This window comes from Bacillus sp. FJAT-53060, assembly GCF_037104745.1.
GTDB lineage: Bacteria > Bacillota > Bacilli > Bacillales > Bacillaceae > Bacillus > Bacillus stratosphericus_B.
Genome location: NZ_JBAWSW010000011.1, coordinates 22,277 through 45,177, shown reverse-complemented (window position 1 = coordinate 45,177; position 22,901 = coordinate 22,277). Strand labels below are relative to the sequence as shown.

Below are 22,901 nucleotides of genomic sequence, written 5' to 3'. Positions count from 1 at the left end.
CTCTGTTCCCCAATCCCTCTATCAGATCAAGATCCAAAAAACTTGGCGCTACCCCCGCCAAGTTTTTTTTGTACTTTAATCTTTCTCTTCATGCATAGGACATCCCAAATCCTCCATACATCTTAAATGATGATAGTTAGACGGTAGGAGGGAACAGCCATGATCAAACGCGACAAACGGCTGCTGATTGATTTACCAAGGCCAGATCACCCAGATGCAAATGGTGCTGCTGCTGTGCAAGAATTACTCGGTGGGAAATTCGGTGAAATGTCCACTTTAAATAATTACATGTTTCAATCCTTTAACTTTAGAGGGAAACGAAAACTCAAACCATTTTATGACCTCGTAGCAAGTATTACAGCTGAAGAATTCGGTCATGTCGAGCTTGTGACCACAGCTGTGAATCTGATGATTACGGGAACCACCCATGGAGGAGATCCAGATACGACACCGATGAAAGCGGCTGTCGATAAACGAAATACGCAGCATTTTATTCAAACGGCTCAAACAGCTTATCCGTTTGATTCAATGGCAAAACCTTGGACAGGAGAGAATGTGTTCTCAAGTGGTAACCTGATTCTTGATCTTCTTCATAATTTCTTTCTTGAATGCGGGGCTCGTACGCATAAGATGCGCGTATATGAAATGACGGATCATCCTACAGCAAGAGAGATGATCGGTTATTTACTTGTCAGAGGCGGTGTGCATGTCGTGGCGTATGCAAAAGCGCTTGAGGTGGCCACTGGAGTAGATATAGGGAAGATGCTGCCGATTCCAAACCTCGACAATAAATACTTTGACTCTGCGAGAAAGTTTGAAGATCAAAACATTCATACAAAGCTGTATACATTTAGTGATACAGATTATAAAGATATCAATAAGATTTGGAAAGGGAGCCACCCGATTGATGGAAAGCCGCTGACAGTCATTGAGGGTACCCCGAAAGGTGCACCTGTACCAGATTATAGAGAATTGCCGGAAGAATTTGCGCCAGGCATTTCAAAAGAGGATTTTGACGAAATTGCCAAACGGCTCACGAGATCTGCCGGTTTATAAAAACATGGTGCATGATATCAGAAAAAAGACTCAAATAGAAAAACAGATTCTTTTTCTTTTTTTGAATTCAAGAGGAAAAATATCATCTGAGAACACTTTATGGTATGATGCTTTGTAGGACTTGTGTATAATCATTTTTGAAAGGAGTCTTTTTTTAGAATGTCACAATTAATGGGTATCATTACAAGGCTGCAAAGTCTTCAAGAGACAGCAGAAGCTGCAAACGAGCCAGCACAGCGCTATTTCGAAGTGAATGGTGAGAAAATCTGTAGTGTTAAATATTTCGAAAAGAATCAAACGTTTGAACTGACTGTTTTTCAACAAGGGGATAAGCCAAACACTTTCCCATTTGACAACATTGATATGATTTCGATTGAGATTTTTGATCTTCTACAATCCTAGGCTGAATCGTATGAAATGTTTTTTCTAAGAATTCCTTGGTTTATTACAGCAATATACACTTGTTCATAGGCGATGTACAAATAGAAGATGATCAATCAGCGCATTTTTCGGATAAGAAACCATTAAAAAGGAGTTCCTTTCTGTGAGTGATTCTTTTTTCTACAATCTTTCTGAAGATCATTTAGCGTTTTCTGATGTCGTCATGAGAATGAAAGACTTTATTCGAAAAGACCCTAGATCTGTCTATGTGCTGTCAATTGGCACGGACTCACAGGTCAATCAGAATGTCACAAAGTTTATGACTGCGATTCATCTTCACCGTATGGGCAAAGGAGCCTGGGGCTGCCTGACACAACAAGTGGTCAGTAGAGCTGTGCAAAGTCTTAGAGAAAAAATTTCATTAGAGACAGCATTTAGCCAAAAGGTATGTGCAGACATCCTTGACGGACCTTTAACGGAACTGATGGATTTGCTTCTTCCGTTTGCTGAGGAAGGGGCAGACCTCCGTTTTGAAGCCCATCTTGATATTGGGAAAAACGGAAGTACGAAAGAGCTGATTCAGGAAATGACCGGAATGATCACAGCTATGGGAATTGAAGCAAAAATAAAGCCCGACTCATATGCAGCATTTTGCTATGCCAATCGATACACAAAATAAAATTTCCGTCAATCTTCTTCAAACCTTGTCGAAACGTGCGGTTGACGATTCGATTCTAGTTCCTTATTCTAGCTGTATAGAGAGGAAGCAGACATTCAAAAGCCTGCTAATCAATATAAAAGCATATATGAAACAGGGGGCCTGATGTTGAATGAGCGTCATCGAAAATCGTTTTAATGAAGAAGAGAAAAAGCTATTATTAAATGTATTGCTGAATCAGGAATATGCTGTCGAATTACTAAGCAGTGAGATCAATGATATAGAATGTGGAACAAAAAATGTCGATGACAATACGTATAAGCAATTGATCACATTGTATGACAGAGTAAGGTTTGAGAATTAATATTGGTTTAACATTCTATTAGATACTCGAGGCTGAGTATCTTTTTTATGCAGAAAAAAATCTTTCGACAAATTTCGTTTTAGTTTATGCTTAATAGTAAAGGGGAATGAATGATTGATGATCGAGAGAAAAGGGGTCGAGGAATATGATCGAGATCGAACCGACTCAATTACTTGAGTCAACAGTAGCAGAGCATATGATTGATGCAGATAAAGTGGCACATGTTCAAATTGGAAATAATCTTGAGCACGCTCTATTGGTCCTGACAAAAACAGGATATACAGCAATACCTGTTTTAGATGCTTCTTATCATCTTCATGGGTTAATTGGAACGAATATGATCATGGATAAAATCTTTGGTTTAGAACGAATTGAATTCGAGAAACTGGACCAATTAAAGGTAGAAGAGGTCATGTTAACAGATATTCCAAGACTCAAAACGACTGATCCTGTACTAAAAGGTGTTCACGCTGTGACGAATAATGGATTTGTTTGTGTAGAAAATGAAGAGCAAGTATTTGAAGGAATTTTTACTCGACGTGTAGTATTAAAACGCTTAAATGAGGTCATTCATTCCGCGAAAAAATGAGCTGTAGCCCAGCTTATTTTTTTGCCTTCATAAGCTGAAATTTATATAATGAACATATAGAATAAGAAAAACTTATAAAGAGATAAGGGAGGACGCCCATGCAGCTTCAAGAGTTACATATGCTTGTTGTGCTAAGTGAAGAATTGAATATGAGAAAGGCTTCGGAGCGGCTCTTTGTATCTCAGCCTGCATTATCTCAAAGATTGCAAACGATTGAAAAGGAATGGGGAACAAAAATTTTTTTTCGTTCACAAAAAGGGCTGACAGTGACTTCAGCAGGCGAACAGATTATTCAATTTGCTAAAGAGGTCACGACTGAGCAGGATCGAGTGAGAGAGAGAATTGATGAGCTTGAAGGGGACATTCACGGTACACTCAAGCTTGCAGTTGCGTCCATTATTGGACAGCACTGGCTGCCGAAAGTGTTAAAGCGGTATGTCGAAAAATATCCAAATGCCAAAGTGTCATTGGTCACCGGCTGGAGTAGTGAAATGCTCAAAAGTTTGTATGAAGACCACGTGCACATTGGGATTATTCGTGGAAACCCTGATTGGAAAGGGACAAAGGAATATTTGATGACAGATCATTTATATTTAGTCGATTCCGTAATCAAGGATGTGGGTGAGTTAATCAAGACAGAACGGCCATTTATCCAGTTTAAAAGTGACAGCACCTATTATCAGGAAATCCAGCACTGGTGGCATCAAAAGTTTAAAGTGTCACCAAAGCAGACCATTCTTGTGGATCAAATTGAGACATGTAAACAAATGGCTTATCATGGAATTGGCTATGCCATTTTGCCTTCTGTCACCTTGTATGACCATGAAAAAAGTGTTCATAAAATCCCGCTCGTTGACGTAAATGGAGAGCAAATCGGACGTGACACATGGCTTTTAGGATATGAAGCGTCCTTTCAATTAAAACAGGTTCAAGCATTTGTTGGTGTGGTGAAAGAAATGCTTGAAAGTGAGGCAGTGTAAGTACCTTCTTCAAATAGGAGGTGCATTTTTATAGGATTAATGAACGTTCTTGGGTGATTTGACATGAAGCAGTGACCTAATTTATTTACCTATGAAAGTACTTAAAGATTTTCATTGTAGGAGAGAGGAATTTTCATCATATTATGAATATTTTTTGGCAAACAATTTGTTCAACTTCACCAACAAGAAACGGAATAAAGGTACCCGCTTGTTTTATATGCAAATGCGCAGTCAATTCTTTCACTTGTCATTAAAACTCTCCTTTGGTACAGTAATGAAGTATAAATTAAGAGGAGGACATACATACATGAAACAAATGGACGCTAATGAAATTATTTCATTTATTCAAAATAGTACAAAATCAACACCTGTCAAAGTCTATATTAAAGGCGACTTAGAAGGTATTGAATTTGGTGAACATGCAAAGACTTTCATCACGGGCAACACAGGAGTTGTCTTTGGTGAGTGGAGCGAAATTCAAGAAGCTCTAGCATCAAACGAAGACAAGATTAAAGATGTTGTCGTAGAAAATGACCGCCGTAATTCTGCGATCCCTATGTTAGATTTGAAAAACATTAAAGCGCGTATTGAACCAGGTGCAATCATTCGGGATCAAGTTGAAATCGGTGATAATGCAGTGATCATGATGGGGGCTTCTATAAATATCGGTTCAGTCATCGGTGAAGGTACAATGATTGACATGAACGTGGTTCTTGGTGGCCGTGCAACAGTAGGGAAGAACTGTCATATCGGTGCTGGATCTGTTCTTGCTGGCGTCATTGAGCCGCCATCTGCTAAACCAGTCGTAGTAGAAGATGATGTTGTTATCGGTGCGAACGCTGTTGTTTTAGAAGGCGTAACAATTGGTAAAGGTGCGGTTGTAGCAGCTGGCGCAATCGTTGTCAACGATGTGGATCCTTACACAGTTGTAGCAGGTACACCTGCAAAGAAAATCAAAGATATTGATGAAAAAACAAAAGGTAAGACAGAAATTAAACAAGAACTGCGTCAGCTTTAATTATATAATTTGCAGATGTAGACATAGACGTGGATGATATTTCCACGTCTTATTCGTATAGAGGAAAGGAAGCGAGTTCACTTGTTAAATCGTGAGCAATTGATATCCATTCGAAGAGATTTGCACAAAATTCCTGAGCTTGGTTTTCAAGAGTTTAAAACGCAAGCGTATCTCATCAAACATCTCAACACATATCCAAAAGATCGAATAGAGATTGAAACATGGCGGACTGGGCTGTTGGTGAAAGTGAAGGGGATAAGTCCCTCGCGCGTATTTGCTTATCGTGCAGATATGGACGGCCTATCCATTCCTGAGGAAACTGGGTATCCATTTCAATCTGTGCATGAAGGAAAAATGCATGCGTGTGGACACGACCTTCATATGACCATTGCCCTTGGCATTATTGATTATTTCGTTCATCAGCCAATAAAAGAAGAATTACTATTTATTTTTCAACCGGCAGAAGAAGGACCAGGCGGAGCGGAACCAATGCTTACAAGTGACGTCCTGAAAAAGTGGACCCCAGAGTTTATTACAGCGCTGCATATTGCACCTGAGTATCCTGTTGGAACGATTGCAACAAAGCCGGGTCTATTGTTTGCCAATACGAGTGAACTTGTAATCGATTTAGAAGGAAAAGGTGGACATGCTGCTTATCCTCATTTAGCGAATGACATGGTGGTTGCTGCAAGTGCACTTGTAGGTCAGTTGCAATCAGTCATTTCACGTAATGTCGATCCTCTTGATAGTGCGGTGATTACGGTGGGGACGATTACTGGAGGAACTGCTCAAAATATCATTGCTCAGCACGCAAAACTCGATGGAACCATTCGTACGCTCTCACCAGAGTCTATGGAAAAGGTGAGAAAGCGAATTGAAGCACTTGCAAAGGGAATTGAAGTCGGCTATGAGTGCAAAGCGACAGTACGTTATCCTTCATCCTATTACGAAGTGGACAATTCAAAGGATCTGACAGAGGAATTTATGTCCTATGTAGCCGAAGAAGGACTGGCGAATGTGATTGAATGTAGAGAAGCCATGACAGGAGAAGATTTCGGCTACATGCTGAAAAAGTATCCTGGGTTCATGTTTTGGTTAGGTGTAGATTCAGAATATGGTCTGCATCATGCAAAACTGAAACCTGATGAAAAGGCCATCGAAACGGCAGTGAGCGTCATGACGGCTTATTTTAAAAAGCAAGCGGGTGAATGAATAATCGATAAACCTCCTGTACACCTTATGAACAGGAGGTGTTCTTGATTATGACAAGAATTGGTGTAGAACCATCTTTATCTGATGTAGAAGAACTTTTGAAGCAAAAAGGGTATGACGTGGTACGTATTCAAAATGAACAGCAAATGGATCAGTGCGACTGCTATGTAGTAACAGGACTAGATTCAAATGTTCTTGGTATGTCAGACACAGAGACAAAGGCATCCGTCATTAAAGCGTCAGGTATGACCGCTGATGAGGTTTGTCAAGAAGTAGAACAGCGTGTTCAATAAGGTAAGCAAAAGAGAACCGGAAGATGATGATCCCGGTTCTTTTTGACCTTTATCTAAATCAAATACTTCTTTCATCCTTTTGCGCAGAATTCGTTCCACCCGCCATTGCTCCAAAGTTTCTGTTTTCGCAATGATACGCAGCACGGAGGAAGAGGAACCGAACGCTTCCAACGACTTGACAATATAAATCATAACATTAGCAATTAATTTTAGAAAAATCATACTGATATAGAGGATGATGGAAATTCAAAAAGAGAAGCTAATCATTTGTTCCTTTATGCAAGACATGTTAAACTTTTGTTAGTTGAAGTAAGAGATTGTGATTAGTCTTTAATTAAATTTATTATTAATTAATATTGACTAAAAATCGCTTAAGTATTATAATTGTACTTGTGAAGTTATTAACTAAATGAGAATTTCATCTTTTGATTCTCATTTTATATACAGCTAAGAAGTCTGTATAAAGATATTATTTTATGGAGGGATTTACATATGGCAGAGCGTTTTGTAGGAAAACAAGCTCCACGTTTTGAAATGGAAGCAGTACTTGCTAACAAAGAATTTGGTAAAGTAAGTTTAGAGGAAAACATGAAGAATGACAAATGGACAGTTCTTTTCTTCTATCCAATGGATTTCACATTTGTTTGCCCAACTGAAATTACGGCAATGAGTGACCGTTATGATGAGTTCAAAGACTTAGATGCAGAAATCATTGGTGTATCTACTGATACAATCCATACGCATCTTGCTTGGATCAACACAGATCGTAAAGACAATGGTCTAGGTGAATTAAAATACCCACTAGCTGCTGATACAAACCACACAGTATCAAGAGAGTATGGTGTTTTAATTGAAGAAGAAGGAATTGCACTTCGCGGATTATTCATCATTAATCCAGAAGGCGAACTTCAATATCAAACAGTATTCCACAACAATATCGGTCGTGATGTAGATGAGACATTACGTGTTCTTCAAGCATTACAAACTGGCGGACTTTGCCCAGCGAACTGGAAACCTGGTCAAAAAACACTTTAATTGATAACTGCAGAAACAGGAGGGTCTAACTGATGTTAGACCTTTTTGTTTCGACACATACAATGGATGGAGGCGCTTAATAATGAAATTACGTCAACCAATGCCAGAACTAACTGGTGCAAAAGAATGGTTAAATGGAGAAGTATCAAGAGAAGAACTGATTGGCGATAAACCTACATTGATTCATTTCTGGTCAGTTAGCTGTCATCTTTGTAAAGAGGCGATGCCACAAGTTAATCAATTCCGTGATGAATACAAGGATCAATTAAACGTTGTAGCTGTACATATGCCGCGCTCAGAGGATGATTTGGACCTAGATAAAATAAAAGAGGTTGCCAATGAACATGAAATCACACAGCCAATCTTTGTGGACAGTGAGCATCAATTAACGGAAGCCTTTGAGAACGAATACGTACCAGCATATTATGTGTTTGATAAAACAGGTGCTTTACGTCACTTCCAAGCTGGTGGAAGTGGTATGAAAATGCTTGAAAAACGAGTGAATCGAGTTCTTTCTGAGTCTGAAAAGACTGTAGAATAGGGCTTTTACCCCCATGAATGGGGGTTTTTCATATTCAAAAATAGGACACATATTGCACTGAATGGGATTTTATTGTTGGTGTTATGCTTAAGAAAAAAGAAAGTGAGGGATTACATTAAAAAATATTCGTGATGTAAAAAGGTATTATGACCTATTTACATTTTTGTTTTGAAATGAAAATGTAAAAAAATCAACCTTTACTCTTTAGAACGTTTTTGCACAAAAGAAATTTCATTTTGATAAATAACTATATAAATCAAGTATTTTAAGTGTTTATTCAAATTTTTTACAATATTTTAAGTCTTGATTAAAGCCTGTATTGGCAACGAATGGTTGCCTATTTTTCGTATTTGACAAAAAAATAGTTAAAAATACCTATCTGTTAGCAAACTGTAAAATGATAAAAAATAGTTGATAAAATTAGTTTTCTAATCTAATATTTACTATAGAGTATTTTTTAATATGATGAGGGGGAAATCCATTGTTTAATGAGAGGGAAGCGTTACGTTTAAGATTGGAACAATTAAACGAGGCAGAAGTGAAGGTCATTCGTGAATATCAAATCGAACGAGATGCGATTTATGCAAAATTAAGAGAATTAGACCGTCAAGGAACAGGACTAGTGACAGATACAAAAAAAGAAGTGCGTACAGAGAGAAATACGGATTCATTGCCTGTTTTAGCTGAGCTAGCTGCACAAGAAATGAGAAGCTATCAACAGCCGACGCAATCGCAATCAGCCACTACATCTTCTTTAGGAACAAGTCATCTAAGCGGTGCACCTGTAGGTATTCCTGAAGTATCTACAAGACGCAGAAGAGGAACAGCTCGACCTGGTTCCAAGGCAGCTAAGCTCCGTGAAGCGGCGATCAAAACGTTAAAGCGTCATAATGCGGCGATTAAGAGCTCAGAGCTTCAAAAAGAGATTGAAAAAGAGAGCGGTCTTGAAATCCCCAATATGACAACGTTTATGCAAAGCTTAATAAAAATGTATCCTGAAGTGAAGAAGCCTTATCGCGGACAGTATATTTTAGAAGGTGACATTCAAACAGAAGACGAATAAAAAATAAACTGCTAGGCGTAAAAGCCAGCAGTTTTTTATTTCTTACAAGAGCAGATCACTTATTTTGATCAACTGTATAGACAATTCGTCGCTCCTTAGGCATGTCATCACGCTGCTTTTTAAATCCGTCGATTTTGACTGTCATGACCTCTCCATTTCGCTGCACTGCGTCGACTTGTGCCTGGAGTGTTTGTACTTGTTCGTTCAGTTTCTTCAAAATAGGTTCAATTTCTTCTGTAGTTTGCAGAATGCGATCTCGTGAGAATGGCTGGGGATTTGTTTGAACTGACTGGTCAATATCAGCAAAGTGAGATGCGATCCATTCCTCGCTTTCTGCTAACTGTTTTTGATAGCTTGTGAGCGTTTCATAAAAAATGGTTTCTTTTGCTTTTTCAATTTGCAGTAATTTTTCTTGTGTTTCATAAAAGCGCTGCTGAAGATTTCGAACGCCTTCCTGTAATAAATGTAGCTCTGCGTTTTTATCCCCTATTGTTTGCTGTAGCCTTTTAACAACAGTAGATAACGAATTACCTTTTTTTTCCTCTTTTGAAAGCCTCTTGTCTTGATCCAGTAACCGTTCGTTTAATTGTTGAGAGATTTCCTTATATTTTACAACCTTCAAATGCAATCGATGCTTTTCTTCTGTTTCTTTTCTTTTTTGATAGGTTTCCTTTTGCAGCATTTCATGGAGAAGGACGATTTTATGTAATAATTCTGATTTGCTATAGGAGAGATCCTGTATTTTAGAGGCTGCATCTTCTTGGTAAATGGTCATTTCTACCAATTTTTGTTTTAATTGAGTGAAATTCTTTTTCATCTCATGATATTCTTGAGTTAACTTCTTATTTTTAGAATACGTATACGTGGACTGTAAATCTGAAATCATTTGTTGATATTTGGCAGTTTCAGCTTTTAAGTATAAATTTTCTTGAGATAGATCATGGAATAGGGGAGAAGCATAGCGGCTTTTCATAGGTAGACCCTCCTTATTCATGTTACAAATAACGTATGCAAAATGAGTGTGGTTAGAACAACCATGTATAAGGAGGATGAGATGGTGAGTGTAGTGAATGTCATTTTAGCTGGAGGAGCTTCTAAACGTTTTGGAGAGCCAAAAGCAAGTCATTTGTATCAGGGAAAACCACTATATGAGCGTGTCAAAAAGCAGCTTTTGGAGGGGCAAATCATCATCATCAGTCATCCAGAGCTAGTGCCTTTTTTCAAAGCAAGAGGTGAACAAGATGTCTGGTTAGATGATGAAAAGGTCCGCGGGTGCGGTCCGCTTGCAGGCATGTATACTGCTATGAAAAAAAAAGAAGCGGACTGGTATTTGGTGACTGCATGTGACATGCCTTTCATTCGAAAAGAGACAGCGCGGACATTATCGTCCTATTGCAAGGAGCATGTAGATGCCGTTGTCCCGTTTGTGCAGGGAAGGTTACAGCCTTTGTTTGCACTTTATCACCGCCGCTGCTTTCCGATTATTCACGCGTGTTTAAAAGAGAATCAACTAGCCATCAAAGAACTTCTTCAAAAGCTTAACATGCACGTTGTGCTAGAAGACGAATTGGCCGTGACATCAAAGGAATTTCACAATATCAATAAAAGAAGCGATTTACCTGAAAACGGTATGATATGATACATAAAAACGATGAGGAGAGAACAACATTGAAGGAGCGATATTCAAGACAAATCTTGTTCCCTCCGGTAGGGGAAAAAGGCCAGCATGCGTTGGCTAAAAGTCATGTCCTGATTGTTGGAGCAGGTGCACTGGGAACTGCCTCAGCCGAAGGGCTCGCTAGGTCTGGGGTCGGCACTTTGACGATTGTGGATCGTGATTATGTGGAGTACTCAAATTTACAGCGGCAGCAGCTTTATACGGAACAGGATGCAAAGGCACATGTACCAAAAGCAATTGCGTCGAAAAAACGTCTCCAAGAGATTAATCGTGAAGTGACCATACACGCTTTCATTGAAGATGTAGATGCTGAGCGGTTAAGACCTTTATTTCACAAAGCGGATATCGTTATTGATGCGACAGATAATTTCGAGACGAGGATGGTGATGAATGATTTATCTATAGAAACGAATACTCCTTGGATATATGGAGCCTGTGTGAGCAGTCAGGGGATGTATATGACCATTTTGCCAAATAAAACACCGTGTTTATCATGTGTATTTACGACAATGCCAGTTGGTGGTCTAAATTGTGAGACAGCGGGTATTATTTCACCTGCAGTTCAAATAGTTTCTGCTTATCAGCAAACAGAGGCACTAAAATATTTAACAGGGCATGAGGAGCAAATAGAGCGGAAGTTTGTCAGCTTTGATGTCTGGCAGTCAACATCTTTTAAAATGGATTTATCTCGTATTAAGCAGCAGGACTGTCCATCTTGCGGCATGAAAAGAACCTATCCGTATTTATGTGATCAGCATAAAAAAACGACGGTCCTTTGCGGACGAGACACCGTACAAATCGTGTCAAAGGATTTAGCGAACCTTTCATTTCAGCATTTGAAAGAGCAGCTGTCCTCTATTTGTGAGGTAGAAGCGAACGACTTTTTAATCCATGTACGCTATGAAACTTACCGGATTGTCTGCTTCAAAGGAGGACGTGCACTAATCCATGGAACAAATGATGAAAAAGTAGCAAATTCAATACTAGCAAGACTGCTGGGTATATAGGAGTGAGATGTGATGGAAAGACGGCAGGCAATTCCAGTAAAAGAGGCAATAAAGAAAGTCCACCAATATCGAAGATACGGTGAAGTAGAATGGATTCCTTTAAAGGATAGCCTTGAGAGGTTTATTGCAGAGGATATGTTGGCAGACCATGATGTTCCTGCCTTTGATCGTTCTCCGTATGATGGCTTTGCACTTCGGGCTGAAGATACAAAAGAAGCATCAAGCGAGCAGCCGATTGAATTTGAGGTCATTGATCATATTGGTGCAGGAATGGTTTCAACAAAAACCATCGGCCCCTTTCAAGCCATTCGTATCATGACAGGAGCAAAGATTCCGGATGGAGCAAATGTTGTCATCATGATTGAACTGACTAGGACCTTTGAAAAAAATGGAAAATATTTTATGTCGTTAAAAAGGCCGCTTCAAAAGGGGGATAACATTTCTCGTCAAGGAGAAGAGACCTTCAAAGGGAAAGTGATGGTCAAAAAAGGAACAAAAGTGACTCCAGGCGTCATTGCCTTATTGGCGACATTCGGCTATGCGGTTGTACCAGTTGTAAAAAAGCCGGTCATCGGTATCATCTCAACAGGCACAGAGCTTCTTCAAGTAAGTGATGCAATGGTGGACGGTAAAATTAGAAACAGTAATCTCAGTATGGTCTACGCACAGGTTCTGGTTACTGGAGGAGAGCCGCTTGATTTAGGGGGTGTATCCGATGATTTCGATCAAAGCTATGAAGCAGTAAAAGTAGCCTTGAGCAAGGTAGACATGCTTATCACAACAGGCGGTGTGTCGGTCGGGGATTTTGACTTTCTGCCTGCCATTTATAAAAAGCTTGGTGCAGAGGTTTTGTTTAATAAAGTCGCCATGAGACCAGGAAGTGTGACAACCGTTGCTGCACTGCCAAATGGTCAATTGCTGTTTGGGCTGTCAGGAAATCCAGCTGCCTGTTTTGTTGGCTTTGAATTACTTGTGAAACCTATCGTGTATAGATGGTGCTTAAAAGAAAATCCATATCCTGCTTTTGCCGAGGCGAAGCTGACACATGATTTTCCAAAAGCCAATCCATTCACTCGTTTTGTCAGGGCATCACTTCAGTTCACTGGTAGTCAGCTGAGTGCGACGCCAACAGGTCTTGATAAATCAAGTGCGGTAACATCGGTTGCTGATGCTGACTGTTTCATCGTTTTGCCTGGGGGAACAAGAGGGTTTCAAGCAGGTGATCAGGTCGTTGTCCTGCTGTTTCAGTACGAAGGCGGTGGCTCTAAATGCTGGATGATAAATTAAACATGTTACAAGTGGTCGGCTATCAAAACAGCGGCAAGACCATGTTGATTGAAAAATTATGTCAGCTAGCTGATCATGAGCAGCTTAAGCTAGGCTGCTTTAAGCATCATGGGCATGGTGGGAAACCGGATAGACTTTTCAAAGAAAAAGATACCAATCGCTATGTTCAAGCGGGTGCATTTGCCGCTGGTGTAGAGGGAGAAGGCGAATTCCATTTTTCGATGCAGCACATGACGTTAGAGCAATTGCTCAAACTGTGTCAACATCTTCCGTTAGATGCCATCCTCATCGAGGGATATAAACAGGCGCCTTATCGCAAAATCATTTGCGTAAAGAATGAGAAGGAGCTCATCAACCTTTCAACACTTTCTCACATACAAGCAGCAGTTTATTTTTCTAACGTATTTCAGCTAACCGAGAATTACTCATTTCCTGTATTTTCAGCGTCTGATAAGCGTGGGACTACATTTGCTTTTAACTTATTGAAGGGAGGAGCCTCACATGAATGAACTTTTTAAAATAACAATAGAGCCGATTAATGTGAATGAATTGATTCAGCATGTGACTAGACGAAAAGCAGGGGCTATTACGACTTTTATCGGGACGGTAAGAGAGTGGACAAATGGAAAAAAAACATTGCGTTTAACCTATGAAGCATACATTCCAATGGCCGAAAGCATGCTTAGTCAAATTGAACAAGAAATAAAGAAGCGGTGGCCTGATACTAAAGTCGCCATTATGCATCGTATTGGGATGCTTGAGATATCTGACATTGCTGTCGCGATAGCCATTTCGGCTCCTCATAGGAAAGCAGCTTATGAAGCAAATGAATATGCCATTGAACGAATCAAAGAAATTGTTCCAATTTGGAAAAAAGAGTACTGGGAAGATGGAGAGGCATGGATCGGTGATCAGCTTGAAACGGTTTCTTATCCAGAAGGAAAACCGAGTGCTCTTCAACTTAGCAAGAAAGAAGGTGATCGGCATAATTAGTGTATTATTGTTCGCCAGCCTTGCTGAGAAGGCCGGTAAACAACAAATCATCATTCAAAAAGATCAAACAACGGTTGATGAGATTATAATAGAATTACAGGAGGTATATGGCGTCGATGCTGCACAAAACGTGATGGTTGCAGTCAACGAAATATATACGAGGGGAAAAGCTGAAGTGCGTAGCGGGGACACTGTTGCACTCATTCCTCCTGTAAGTGGTGGATAATAGATATTAGAGGATTTGGTTATGGCTAGCGGCTGTAACCAATTTTTTTATGTGTGAAAAGCTTGTAGAGGTACTTGGGTGTGATCTTCATAAATAAAACATCCCCTTCGTGCCTTTGAAATATGGGGATCGAGCTGTTTAATAAGATCATACAATTCGCTAATTCGTCTCACATTGAAATCTGTTCTAGCTTGAAGCTGTTCTTTTAATTCTTTTGTGCTCACAATGCTTCCCTTTTTCTCTTTAATAATATCTACACACCTTGCAGCGTAGTATATTTTGTCATTAGAGGGGCTACTTTCTTTCATATCAAGTAATTTGAGCTCATGATAAATCAGTTCCCTTTCCTTTCGAAAGTATTGCCATGCTTCTTGTTCCTTTTCATAAAGTAAAATCAATTGCATTTTCAATTTTTCTCTTAACATTCACTTGACTCCATTTCCACTATCATTTAACTTACCTCTATTTTACATTATATGAAAAAATAACTTTTGATCAAGTAAAATCCTTTTATTTTTATTTTTTTAATATGAAAGTATTGATGCTAAAGGCTTATTTGTTCTATGGGAGAAACCAATGGTAGGCTTATAAAGCCGGGAATTGTAGAAATTACTAGGCTTATTTTAACAAAAAAATGTTGTGTCTAACTGAGGCCATCCGAATCCAAAGGAAAAGCATATTTATTTCCAAATGCATTTATTTAATGAATAAAATGTTTTTAGGTAAGTAAAATCAATACTTTTTAATATGAATATGGTCGGATCATGGTGTCCTTTGGAAAAAGTGATTCATAAAAATAGAATAATAGATACAAGCCTCCTTCAATGAAAATAACAAATGATCTATCACTTATTGGCAATCTTTTGATAAAATAGAAAGAACAAGAGCTTGAATAGCCGTTTGCATATCTCGTGTGACATAGAGAGGATGACAATTGATGAAAGAAAAAATTCAAAAGCCCACGATTATAGGAGTGAGCATAAGGCCGGCCGAGCATCTGAGAAGAGTGTGGGAAAACCCGGTTGTTTGGTGGCCTTTATGCTGCGTGCTTGTTTTAACAGTCATCGTCACTTATTTATCTGAGCTGGTGAATGCAGAAATGTGGGCAGAATTAAGCTTCCCATTACAAGCTGTGTATGTGGTGACACTAATGGGCCTTATACTGGGGATTGTCATCAATGCTGCCATATATAAGCTCATCGTATTTTTAGCAAAAGGTGATGCATCGTATCAGCAACTGTTTTCAGCAGTTCTGTTTATCACACCAATCACGATCATTGGGACAATTATTTCTCATTTGGCAGTTATTCTTTTTCATGTTTCAAAAGAGATAACTGTCACATCATTAAACGCACTTATTCGACTCCCTGATCAATGGCATTTCGTGTTAGCCAATATTGATCTATTTGTGATCTGGAGTCTCATTTTAACAGGCTTTTTATTCATCCAAGTCGGTCGAATATCGACGAAAACAGCTTGGATCATTGTAGGAGTCTTTTATATACTTTCTTTAATTTTTCAATATTTAGGAACCACAATCAACATGTCAGTAAGCTGGAGGTAGAATGTATTTATGAGAAAGAAAATCATCATTGGGTCCATTTTTATTATTGTGATTGGTCTATTTATTGGATTTAACATTGCAAAAAACCAGTCAAAACCTGCTTCTACAGCAGCATTTAAAACAATCAAACTCAAGCCAAAAGAAGTAACATCTACGGTAATGACACCTGGAAGCCTTTCTTTCTCGGAGGAGCAATTCATTTACGTAGAAGAGGAAAAGGGGAAGCTGAATGAGATTGCAGTAAAAGAAGGGCAAAAGGTAAAGACTGGAACGCTGCTACTTACATATGAAAATAAGGAACTGGAGCTTGAAGAGCAGCAGCAAGCACTAGCGGCTGAAACAAGTACATTAAAACTCGAACAATTGCGAAATAGACTCGGCGAATTAGATGAAACAAAAGCAGGCGAGCCGAGCTCTCATTCCAAAAACGAACGAGATCAGCTTGAATTAGAATTAAAGGCAGCTGAATTAGAGCAAAAGCAAGCCGAGCTTAACAAAGAAAAAGTAAAGGCACAAATAGAAGATTTAACGATACATAGTAAAATTGAAGGGACAGTGATATCGATTGAGCGAGAGGCTGTCGCAGGTAAGTTAGAAGAGAGACAGCCGCTCATACATATTGGCAATGAGAAAAAAATGATCGTGCGAGGCTTGGTCTCTGAGTATGACGCCATAAAAGTTAAAAAGAAACAAAAAGTAAGGGTGACGTCTGATGTCATTCACGGTAAGAGTTGGCAAGGAGTCGTTAAGAAAGTGGGCGCTGTTCCAGCTCAAGCAGCATCAGAAACGACTACGGGAGATCAAAGCGTTCAATATCCTGTTGAAATTGAAATAAAGGGAAAAAACCCTGATGCAAAACCAGGCTTTAAAATGATCATGGAAATTGAAACAGACAAGCGCCAAGCGCAAACCGTTCCTGACTCAGCAATAAAAAAAGAGGATGGTGAACAATACGTATATATTGTGGAAAAGAATATATTAAAAAAAGTAAAGGTAGAGCTTGGAGAAACGACAGGGAATGATCTTGAAGTAACAAAAGGATTAACCAAAGAAGATCAAATCATCGTAAATCCATCAGATGATATGTATGATGGAATGGAAGTGAATGCTGAATGATTCAGCTTTCAAATGTCACTAAAAGCTATGAGGTAGCACAAGAAACTTTTGATGTATTAAGTGAGATTGACCTTGTCATTGGAAAGGGAGAGTATATGTCGATCATGGGGCCGTCTGGCTCTGGGAAGTCGACGTTAATGAATATCATCGGCTGTTTAGATCGCCCAACCTTAGGACAATATCATTTTCAAGGAGCAGAGCTGTCAGCAGCAAAGGATCAAGAACTTGCAGTGATTCGAAATCAATCCATTGGGTTTGTTTTTCAACAATTTCATTTGCTGCCTAGATTAAATGCGAGGCGAAATGTTGAACTTCCGATGATTTACGCTGGTATCAGTCAAAAGGAAAGAAAAGAACGTGCGGAAATTGCACTTGAAAAGGTTGGTTTGACTGATCGAATGAAACATATGCCAAGCGAGTTGTCAGGAGGTCAAAAGCAAAGGGTGGCCATTGCACGTGCAATTGTCAATGAGCCTCAGCTCATCTTAGCAGATGAACCAACAGGTGCTCTTGACTCAAAAACAAGTTTCTCAATTATGGAACAGTTTACACAGCTAAATGAGGAAGGGACGACGGTTGTTCTCGTCACTCATGAAGAAGAAATTGCTGCGTATACAAACCGAACGATAGTTGTGAGAGATGGCCGCCTAGTTGAAGATAGATTGAAGCAAGGAGACGCTATGAATGAAACTCTTTGAAAATATCAAAATAGCGCTGAATTCTGTTTTAGCTCATAAATTACGTTCAATTTTAACGATGCTAGGGATTATAATTGGTGTTGGGTCGGTGATTGCAGTCGTTGCCATCGGTCAAGGCGGTGAGCAAATGTTGAAAGAATCGATTTCAGGGCCAAACAATACCATTGATATGACGTATACGCCTTCTGATGAAGAGTTAAATGCAAATCCAAACGCCTTATTTGAAGCCTCATTTACTGAAGAAGACATACAAAGCATTAAGACGATGAACGGGGTAAAACAGGTCGCCTCCTCAACTGCACAAGGGATGCAATTGAGGTTTCAAGATACAACAGTTGATGCTACAGTAAACGGTATTAATGAAGGTTATACGAATGTACATTCATTACGAATAGCAGAAGGACAAGATTTACGGGATATTGATTTTAGAAGTGGCAGAAGGGCCGCTATTATTTCAGAAGGTCTAAAAAAAGAACTTTTTAACGGACAAAAGGCAATAGGTGAAATGATATGGATGAACGGACAGCCAGTTGAAGTCATCGGAGTTTTAGCAAAACAAAAAGGACTACTTTCATTTCATATGAATGAAATATATGTGCCATTTGCTATGCTCACTGCCACATTTGGTTTAAATAAATACGATAAGTTGTCTATTCAAGTCACACACGCTGATCAAATGAAAGAAGTAGGAAAGAATGCTGCTGCACGTTTAAATGAAAATCACCATACAGAAGATGCTTACGAAATGATCAATATGGAAGAAATCGCTGCAGGCATCGGTCAAATTACGTCTGTCATGACAACAATTATTGGCTCGATTGCTGGTATCTCATTACTTGTCGGCGGCATCGGTGTCATGAACATTATGCTCGTTTCTGTGACAGAGAGGACAAGGGAAATCGGTATTCGAAAGGCGCTTGGCGCAACCAGGGCTCAAATACTCGTTCAGTTTTTAATCGAGTCTGTCGTTTTAACACTCATCGGTGGGCTGATGGGGATCGCACTTGGTTTAGGTGGTGCCTCGCTTGTATCCCTCTTTGCTGGCTGGCCATCTCTTGTGTCGTGGCAAGTGGTGTGCGGAGGTGTGCTGTTTAGTATGCTCATTGGTATTATTTTTGGCTTAATTCCTGCGAATAAAGCAGCAAGACTTGATCCTATTGAATCCCTCAGATATGAATAATCATGAAGCCCATCTTTCCAAGATACTGACAATAAGAAAAAGAGATTACATATAGTGTATCTTCGCCATTCATCAACCCACCTGAAGCTTTTATGCAAACAGCATAAAAGCTTTTTTTAGTTGAAATGAATGAAATGAAAAATGATAGAAATGCTAATATCATGACTTTCATCTCAATGCCACATATTTTTCAGTTTACAAATGGTACATATAAAGGTAAGATGACCATTGTGAAAGATTTTGATAATTTTTGAATGTATTTGATCGTTTTGTATTGATAATGTTGAAAAAAGCGATTACAATAAAGATGCGCGCAAAATGAATACGTTTTCAAAAGGGGGTGTTTTTAATGTTAACACCAGAAAGACATCAACTCATTATTGACTACTTAGAAGAGAATGGTGTCATCAAAATACAGGACTTAACGATTATGACGGATGCTTCTGAGTCTACAATCAGAAGAGATTTATCAGCTCTTGAAGAAAAAGGCTTTCTGAAAAGAGTTCACGGAGGAGCGGCCAAAATATCTAGTATTCGTCTTGAACCCGATGTATTTGAGAAATCTGCCAAAAACCTTCATCAAAAGTCATTGGTTGCAGAGGCAGCTGCGTCTCTTTTAAAACAAGGGGATTGTATTTATTTAGATGCTGGTACGACGACACAGCAAATGATTGAATATATAGATCCAGATCAAGATATTGTTGTGGTGACAAACGGTGTGATGCACATTGAAGTACTCATGAGAAAAGGGATTTCTTTTTACCTGATAGGGGGATCAGTGAAACATCGAACAGGAGCCATGGTGGGGGCCGCAGCTTTAACAGCTATGGAAAATTACCGTTTTGACAAAAGCTTTGTTGGGACGAACGGCATTCATCCCGAGGCGGGGTTTACAACACCTGATCCAGAGGAAGCACTCATAAAAAAAAGAGCCATGAAGCAGGCGAAGAAAACCTATATCTTATCAGATGCCTCAAAGTTTGGCGAAATATCGTTTTCAGCCTTTGCTAGTTTACAGGAAGCCACCATTATCACAAACGACGCAAAAGAGGATTTATTCGATAATTACCATGAAAAAACGGTTATAAAGGTAGTGAAAACATGATTTATACAGTTACTTTAAACCCATCAGTTGATTACATCGTACACGTGGAGAATTTTGCTGTCGGCAGCTTGAATCGTTCAACCTATGACAAAAAATATCCAGGTGGTAAAGGAATCAATGTCTCAAGGCTTTTAAAACGTCACGGTGTTGAATCAAAAGCACTTGGATTCATTGGCGGATTTACAGGTAAATATATTCAAGACTTTTTACAAAATGAACAATTACAAACAGCCTTTCATGAGATGTCGGAAGATACACGAATTAATGTGAAATTAAAAACAGGTGAAGAAACGGAAATCAACGGGCTCGGTCCAAGTATTACTGAAAATCAATTTGAGTCGTTTCTATCCCAATTTACTTCATTGACTGAAGGAGATGTAGTTGTATTAGCAGGCAGCATTCCTTCCTCATTGCCTCATAACACATATGAGCGTATTGCAGAGGTTTGCGTGCAACATGGCGTAGGTGTTGTGTTTGATATATCAGGCGAAGCCTTAAAAAAGGCAGCAGACATGAAACCGTTCTTAATGAAACCAAACCATCATGAGTTAGGTGAGATGTTTGAGACAAGCATTTCAACAGCTGAAGAAGCCATCCCTTATGGGAGAAAGCTGTTAGAACAAGGTGCTGAGCATGTCGTCGTATCCATGGCAGGAGATGGAGCCCTTTTATTTTGTCAAGAAGGAATCTATCAGTCAAATGTTCCAAAGGGCACGTTGATCAACTCAGTTGGTGCTGGTGATTCAGTCGTTGCAGGGTTTTTAGCAGGTGTTTCTAAAGGTCTTTCCATCGAAGAATCATTTAAGCTCGGCGTCACATCAGGAAGTGCTACAGCATTTTCTGAGGAACTTGGCACAAAAGAGCTTGTCGACACACTATTACCACAAGTAAAAGTCACACGTATTTAAAGGAGAAGTCATCATGAAAATCACAGAACTACTCACGAAGCATACGATTAAGCTTCAATTAGATAGCCAGCAGAAAGAAGCAGTTATTGAAGAGCTGGTGACTGTATTAGATACAGCAGGCAAATTAAATGATAAAGAAGGCTACAAAGAAGCTGTCATCAATCGTGAAAAACAGAGCTCTACAGGGATTGGCGAAGGAATTGCGATCCCTCACGCTAAAATAGCAAGTGTGAAAGAGCCTGCCATTGCATTTGGCCGCTCTACTGCTGGTGTAGACTATGAATCACTGGATGGACAGCCAAGTCATCTTGTCTTTATGATTGCAGCGACTGAAGGGGCAAACAACACGCATTTAGAAGCACTTTCTCGTTTATCCACACTTCTCATGCGTGAAGAAATTCGAAAGCAGTTGCTTGAAGCGGCTACTGAAGATGAAATCATCGACATCATCAATACGCATGATCAAGACGATGAAGAAGAAGAGGAAGTAAAAAAAGAACCAACTGTAGAAGGAAAGACTGCTAAAATCTTAGCGGTGACAGCTTGTCCAACAGGTATCGCGCATACATTTATGGCAGCAGATGCGTTGAAAGAAAAAGCAAAAGAAATGGGCGTAGACATTAAAGTTGAGACAAACGGCTCTAGCGGAATTAAGTATGCTCTGACAGCAAAAGAAATTGAAGAAGCACCAGCCATCATTGTGGCAGCTGACAAGCAAGTTGAAATGGAACGCTTTAAAGGCAAACATGTCATTGAAGTCCCTGTTACAGCTGGAATTCGTCGTCCGCAGGAACTGATCGAAAAAGCGATCAATCAAGATGCGCCGATTTATAAAGGCTCAGGCAGCGGTTCTTCAAAAGATCAAAATGAATTGTCTGGTAAAAGAAGTGGATTTTATAAGCATTTAATGAGCGGTGTGAGCAACATGCTTCCATTTGTTGTCGGAGGCGGTATCCTCGTTGCAATTTCATTCTTCTGGGGAATTAACTCATCCGATCCTAATGATCCTTCCTTTAATTCGTTTGCCGCTGTGTTAAAAGGAATTGGCGGCGATAATGCACTTGCCTTAATCGTTGCTGTGTTAGCTGGATTTATTGCGATGAGCATTGCAGATCGTCCAGGTTTTGCACCAGGTATGGTCGGTGGATTTATGGCCTCTGCTGCAGGTGCCGGATTCTTAGGCGGACTGATTGCTGGTTTCCTTGCTGGTTACATCGTGGTGCTATTGAAAAAAGTATTCATATTTGTCCCGCAGTCGCTTGATGGCATTAAACCTGTTCTGCTTTATCCGTTGTTCAGTATTTTCTTCACAGGTATTATCATGCATTATGTTGTCAACACACCAGTTAAAATGGTGATGGACGGATTAACACATTGGCTTGAATCACTAGGTACTGGAAACCTTGTATTAATGGGAATTATTTTAGGTGGAATGATGGCGATTGATATGGGTGGTCCAATTAACAAAGCTGCTTATACATTTGGTCTTGCTATGATCGCTGCAGGAAACTATGCACCGCATGCAGCAATTATGGCAGGCGGAATGGTGCCACCACTAGGTATTGCCCTGGCTACAACGATCTTTAGAAATAAATTCTCAAAACGTGACCGCGAAGCAGGTATTACATGCTATTTCATGGGAGCTGCTTTCATCACTGAAGGGGCAATTCCGTTTGCAGCGGCAGATCCTCTGCGGGTGATTCCTTCAGCCGTTATTGGCGCAGCAGTCGCTGGTGGACTAACGGAATTCTTTAGAGTCACGCTTCCTGCACCGCACGGCGGACTATTCGTTTTATGGGTAACAAACAATCCAGTTCTTTATATCATCAGCATCTTAATCGGTGCCGTTGTAACAGCGCTTTTACTTGGTATTTTGAAAAAACCGGTCAAACAAGAAGCGTAATTAGATGAGAAGCATCGTGAAACGGTGCTTCTTTTTGTTTAATCAT

General features: G+C 39.6%; 27 protein-coding genes and 1 pseudogene. 25 read left to right on the top strand and 3 right to left on the bottom strand.

The window, feature by feature from the left end; genetic code table 11:
* Positions 1 to 159 precede the first annotated feature (159 nt).
* From WAX46_RS06430 to WAX46_RS06390, 9 genes are all read left to right on the top strand, one after another.
* Positions 160 to 1,056 (top strand): manganese catalase family protein, encoded by an 897-nt coding sequence (locus WAX46_RS06430; protein WP_226567015.1) that lies wholly within the window; start codon positions 160 to 162, stop codon positions 1,054 to 1,056.
* Positions 1,057 to 1,215: 159 nt separating this feature from the next.
* Positions 1,216 to 1,458 carry a YkuJ family protein gene (locus WAX46_RS06425; RefSeq protein WP_336493525.1) on the top strand — a complete coding sequence of 81 codons (243 nt, stop codon included), beginning with the start codon at positions 1,216 to 1,218 and terminating at the stop codon, positions 1,456 to 1,458.
* 142 nt (positions 1,459 to 1,600) lie between these two features.
* The gene (locus tag WAX46_RS06420; RefSeq protein WP_226567013.1) at positions 1,601 to 2,116 is read left to right on the top strand and encodes a ribonuclease H-like YkuK family protein; all 516 of its coding nucleotides are present in this window, start codon (positions 1,601 to 1,603) and stop codon (positions 2,114 to 2,116) included.
* A 151-nt stretch (positions 2,117 to 2,267) separates the two neighbouring features.
* Positions 2,268 to 2,459: an antirepressor AbbA gene (gene abbA, locus WAX46_RS06415; RefSeq protein WP_003210802.1), complete on the top strand. Its 192-nt coding sequence runs from the start codon at positions 2,268 to 2,270 to the stop codon at positions 2,457 to 2,459.
* Positions 2,460 to 2,604: 145 nt separating this feature from the next.
* Positions 2,605 to 3,048 (top strand): cyclic-di-AMP-binding protein CbpB, encoded by a 444-nt coding sequence (gene cbpB, locus WAX46_RS06410; RefSeq protein WP_034281593.1) that lies wholly within the window; start codon positions 2,605 to 2,607, stop codon positions 3,046 to 3,048.
* A gap of 98 nt (positions 3,049 to 3,146) precedes the next feature.
* Positions 3,147 to 4,028: a LysR family transcriptional regulator gene (locus tag WAX46_RS06405; protein WP_336493524.1), complete on the top strand. Its 882-nt coding sequence runs from the start codon at positions 3,147 to 3,149 to the stop codon at positions 4,026 to 4,028.
* Between the two features lie 307 nt (positions 4,029 to 4,335).
* Complete coding sequence (gene dapD / locus WAX46_RS06400; protein ID WP_226567011.1) at positions 4,336 to 5,046, top strand: 2,3,4,5-tetrahydropyridine-2,6-dicarboxylate N-acetyltransferase; 711 nt, start codon at positions 4,336 to 4,338, stop codon at positions 5,044 to 5,046.
* Between the two features lie 33 nt (positions 5,047 to 5,079).
* Positions 5,080 to 6,258, top strand: coding sequence for an N-acetyldiaminopimelate deacetylase (locus WAX46_RS06395; RefSeq protein ID WP_336493523.1), 1,179 nt, complete (start codon positions 5,080 to 5,082; stop codon positions 6,256 to 6,258).
* 50 nt (positions 6,259 to 6,308) lie between these two features.
* Positions 6,309 to 6,551: a YkuS family protein gene (locus WAX46_RS06390; protein ID WP_336493522.1), complete on the top strand. Its 243-nt coding sequence runs from the start codon at positions 6,309 to 6,311 to the stop codon at positions 6,549 to 6,551.
* Between the two features lie 27 nt (positions 6,552 to 6,578).
* On the opposite strand, the pseudogene WAX46_RS15790 reads toward WAX46_RS06390, so the two are convergent.
* Positions 6,579 to 6,731 (bottom strand): annotated as a pseudogene (locus WAX46_RS15790) (mechanosensitive ion channel protein); the annotation flags it as partial.
* Positions 6,732 to 7,043: 312 nt separating this feature from the next.
* Between WAX46_RS15790 and ahpA the strand changes: the two are divergent.
* The 3 genes from ahpA to WAX46_RS06370 all read left to right on the top strand — a co-directional run bounded on the left by ahpA (position 7,044) and on the right by WAX46_RS06370 (position 9,190).
* On the top strand, positions 7,044 to 7,586 hold the full coding sequence (gene ahpA, locus WAX46_RS06380; protein WP_226567008.1) for a biofilm-specific peroxidase AhpA: 543 nt from the start codon (positions 7,044 to 7,046) through the stop codon (positions 7,584 to 7,586).
* Positions 7,587 to 7,668: 82 nt separating this feature from the next.
* Positions 7,669 to 8,127: a TlpA family protein disulfide reductase gene (locus WAX46_RS06375; protein WP_226567007.1), complete on the top strand. Its 459-nt coding sequence runs from the start codon at positions 7,669 to 7,671 to the stop codon at positions 8,125 to 8,127.
* 481 nt (positions 8,128 to 8,608) lie between these two features.
* Positions 8,609 to 9,190 (top strand): Rok-like winged helix domain-containing protein, encoded by a 582-nt coding sequence (locus tag WAX46_RS06370; RefSeq protein WP_226567006.1) that lies wholly within the window; start codon positions 8,609 to 8,611, stop codon positions 9,188 to 9,190.
* Positions 9,191 to 9,245: 55 nt separating this feature from the next.
* Here WAX46_RS06370 and WAX46_RS06365 read toward each other — a convergent pair whose 3' ends face one another.
* Positions 9,246 to 10,163: a sigmaE regulated sporulation protein gene (locus WAX46_RS06365; protein ID WP_226567005.1), complete on the bottom strand. Its 918-nt coding sequence runs from the start codon at positions 10,161 to 10,163 to the stop codon at positions 9,246 to 9,248.
* A gap of 84 nt (positions 10,164 to 10,247) precedes the next feature.
* Here WAX46_RS06365 and WAX46_RS06360 point away from each other — a divergent pair, with 84 nt between their 5' ends.
* The 6 genes from WAX46_RS06360 to moaD are packed head-to-tail and all read left to right on the top strand — an operon-like array spanning position 10,248 to position 14,381.
* Positions 10,248 to 10,829 carry a molybdenum cofactor guanylyltransferase gene (locus WAX46_RS06360; RefSeq protein WP_226567004.1) on the top strand — a complete coding sequence of 194 codons (582 nt, stop codon included), beginning with the start codon at positions 10,248 to 10,250 and terminating at the stop codon, positions 10,827 to 10,829.
* Between the two features lie 29 nt (positions 10,830 to 10,858).
* Positions 10,859 to 11,875, top strand: coding sequence for a MoeB/ThiF family adenylyltransferase (locus tag WAX46_RS06355; RefSeq protein ID WP_226567003.1), 1,017 nt, complete (start codon positions 10,859 to 10,861; stop codon positions 11,873 to 11,875).
* Between the two features lie 9 nt (positions 11,876 to 11,884).
* Positions 11,885 to 13,162: a molybdopterin molybdotransferase MoeA gene (locus WAX46_RS06350; RefSeq protein ID WP_226567002.1), complete on the top strand. Its 1,278-nt coding sequence runs from the start codon at positions 11,885 to 11,887 to the stop codon at positions 13,160 to 13,162.
* A complete protein-coding gene (gene mobB / locus WAX46_RS06345; protein WP_226567001.1) occupies positions 13,144 to 13,671 on the top strand; it encodes a molybdopterin-guanine dinucleotide biosynthesis protein B in 528 nt (175 codons plus the stop codon). Before WAX46_RS06350 ends, mobB begins: the two co-directional genes overlap by 19 nt.
* Positions 13,664 to 14,155: a molybdenum cofactor biosynthesis protein MoaE gene (locus WAX46_RS06340; RefSeq protein WP_226567000.1), complete on the top strand. Its 492-nt coding sequence runs from the start codon at positions 13,664 to 13,666 to the stop codon at positions 14,153 to 14,155. The genes mobB and WAX46_RS06340 overlap by 8 nt, the downstream gene beginning before the upstream one ends.
* Positions 14,148 to 14,381 carry a molybdopterin converting factor subunit 1 gene (gene moaD / locus WAX46_RS06335; protein WP_226567067.1) on the top strand — a complete coding sequence of 78 codons (234 nt, stop codon included), beginning with the start codon at positions 14,148 to 14,150 and terminating at the stop codon, positions 14,379 to 14,381. Before WAX46_RS06340 ends, moaD begins: the two co-directional genes overlap by 8 nt.
* A gap of 47 nt (positions 14,382 to 14,428) precedes the next feature.
* Here moaD and WAX46_RS06330 read toward each other — a convergent pair whose 3' ends face one another.
* A complete protein-coding gene (locus tag WAX46_RS06330) occupies positions 14,429 to 14,806 on the bottom strand; it encodes a Rok-like winged helix domain-containing protein (protein ID WP_226566999.1) in 378 nt (125 codons plus the stop codon).
* Positions 14,807 to 15,318: 512 nt separating this feature from the next.
* On the opposite strand from WAX46_RS06330, the gene WAX46_RS06325 reads away from it, so the two are divergent.
* The 7 genes from WAX46_RS06325 (at position 15,319) to WAX46_RS06295 (ending at position 22,855) form a co-directional block, all read left to right on the top strand.
* Positions 15,319 to 15,945, top strand: coding sequence for a YIP1 family protein (locus WAX46_RS06325; protein ID WP_336493521.1), 627 nt, complete (start codon positions 15,319 to 15,321; stop codon positions 15,943 to 15,945).
* 9 nt (positions 15,946 to 15,954) lie between these two features.
* Positions 15,955 to 17,061: an efflux RND transporter periplasmic adaptor subunit gene (locus tag WAX46_RS06320; RefSeq protein WP_226566997.1), complete on the top strand. Its 1,107-nt coding sequence runs from the start codon at positions 15,955 to 15,957 to the stop codon at positions 17,059 to 17,061.
* Complete coding sequence (locus WAX46_RS06315) at positions 17,058 to 17,759, top strand: ABC transporter ATP-binding protein (protein WP_226566996.1); 702 nt, start codon at positions 17,058 to 17,060, stop codon at positions 17,757 to 17,759. The genes WAX46_RS06320 and WAX46_RS06315 overlap by 4 nt, the downstream gene beginning before the upstream one ends.
* The gene (locus WAX46_RS06310; RefSeq protein WP_226566995.1) at positions 17,746 to 18,939 is read left to right on the top strand and encodes an ABC transporter permease; all 1,194 of its coding nucleotides are present in this window, start codon (positions 17,746 to 17,748) and stop codon (positions 18,937 to 18,939) included. The genes WAX46_RS06315 and WAX46_RS06310 overlap by 14 nt, the downstream gene beginning before the upstream one ends.
* 349 nt (positions 18,940 to 19,288) lie before the next feature.
* Positions 19,289 to 20,044 carry a DeoR/GlpR family DNA-binding transcription regulator gene (locus WAX46_RS06305; protein WP_226566994.1) on the top strand — a complete coding sequence of 252 codons (756 nt, stop codon included), beginning with the start codon at positions 19,289 to 19,291 and terminating at the stop codon, positions 20,042 to 20,044.
* The gene (gene pfkB, locus WAX46_RS06300) at positions 20,041 to 20,952 is read left to right on the top strand and encodes a 1-phosphofructokinase (protein ID WP_336493519.1); all 912 of its coding nucleotides are present in this window, start codon (positions 20,041 to 20,043) and stop codon (positions 20,950 to 20,952) included. Before WAX46_RS06305 ends, pfkB begins: the two co-directional genes overlap by 4 nt.
* 13 nt (positions 20,953 to 20,965) lie before the next feature.
* Positions 20,966 to 22,855, top strand: coding sequence for a PTS fructose transporter subunit IIABC (locus WAX46_RS06295; protein ID WP_336493518.1), 1,890 nt, complete (start codon positions 20,966 to 20,968; stop codon positions 22,853 to 22,855).
* Positions 22,856 to 22,901 lie beyond the last annotated feature (46 nt).

Bases quoted from the DNA above. Each gene is read 5' to 3' on its own strand.
- WAX46_RS06430 (WP_226567015.1), top strand. From the start codon at position 160: ATGATCAAACGCGACAAACGGCTGCTGATTGATTTACCAAGGCCAGAT.
- WAX46_RS06425 (WP_336493525.1), top strand. From the start codon at position 1,216: ATGTCACAATTAATGGGTATCATTACAAGGCTGCAAAGTCTTCAAGAG.
- abbA (WP_003210802.1), top strand. From the start codon at position 2,268: ATGAGCGTCATCGAAAATCGTTTTAATGAAGAAGAGAAAAAGCTATTA.
- cbpB (WP_034281593.1), top strand. From the start codon at position 2,605: ATGATCGAGATCGAACCGACTCAATTACTTGAGTCAACAGTAGCAGAG.
- WAX46_RS06405 (WP_336493524.1), top strand. From the start codon at position 3,147: ATGCAGCTTCAAGAGTTACATATGCTTGTTGTGCTAAGTGAAGAATTG.
- dapD (WP_226567011.1), top strand. From the start codon at position 4,336: ATGAAACAAATGGACGCTAATGAAATTATTTCATTTATTCAAAATAGT.
- WAX46_RS06395 (WP_336493523.1), top strand. From the start codon at position 5,080: ATGATATTTCCACGTCTTATTCGTATAGAGGAAAGGAAGCGAGTTCAC.
- WAX46_RS06390 (WP_336493522.1), top strand. From the start codon at position 6,309: ATGACAAGAATTGGTGTAGAACCATCTTTATCTGATGTAGAAGAACTT.
- ahpA (WP_226567008.1), top strand. From the start codon at position 7,044: ATGGCAGAGCGTTTTGTAGGAAAACAAGCTCCACGTTTTGAAATGGAA.
- WAX46_RS06375 (WP_226567007.1), top strand. From the start codon at position 7,669: ATGAAATTACGTCAACCAATGCCAGAACTAACTGGTGCAAAAGAATGG.
- WAX46_RS06365 (WP_226567005.1), bottom strand. From the start codon at position 10,163: ATGAAAAGCCGCTATGCTTCTCCCCTATTCCATGATCTATCTCAAGAA.
- mobB (WP_226567001.1), top strand. From the start codon at position 13,144: ATGCTGGATGATAAATTAAACATGTTACAAGTGGTCGGCTATCAAAAC.
- WAX46_RS06340 (WP_226567000.1), top strand. From the start codon at position 13,664: ATGAATGAACTTTTTAAAATAACAATAGAGCCGATTAATGTGAATGAA.
- WAX46_RS06330 (WP_226566999.1), bottom strand. From the start codon at position 14,806: ATGTTAAGAGAAAAATTGAAAATGCAATTGATTTTACTTTATGAAAAG.
- WAX46_RS06325 (WP_336493521.1), top strand. From the start codon at position 15,319: ATGAAAGAAAAAATTCAAAAGCCCACGATTATAGGAGTGAGCATAAGG.
- WAX46_RS06320 (WP_226566997.1), top strand. From the start codon at position 15,955: ATGAGAAAGAAAATCATCATTGGGTCCATTTTTATTATTGTGATTGGT.
- WAX46_RS06315 (WP_226566996.1), top strand. From the start codon at position 17,058: ATGATTCAGCTTTCAAATGTCACTAAAAGCTATGAGGTAGCACAAGAA.
- WAX46_RS06310 (WP_226566995.1), top strand. From the start codon at position 17,746: ATGAAACTCTTTGAAAATATCAAAATAGCGCTGAATTCTGTTTTAGCT.
- WAX46_RS06305 (WP_226566994.1), top strand. From the start codon at position 19,289: ATGTTAACACCAGAAAGACATCAACTCATTATTGACTACTTAGAAGAG.
- pfkB (WP_336493519.1), top strand. From the start codon at position 20,041: ATGATTTATACAGTTACTTTAAACCCATCAGTTGATTACATCGTACAC.
- WAX46_RS06295 (WP_336493518.1), top strand. From the start codon at position 20,966: ATGAAAATCACAGAACTACTCACGAAGCATACGATTAAGCTTCAATTA.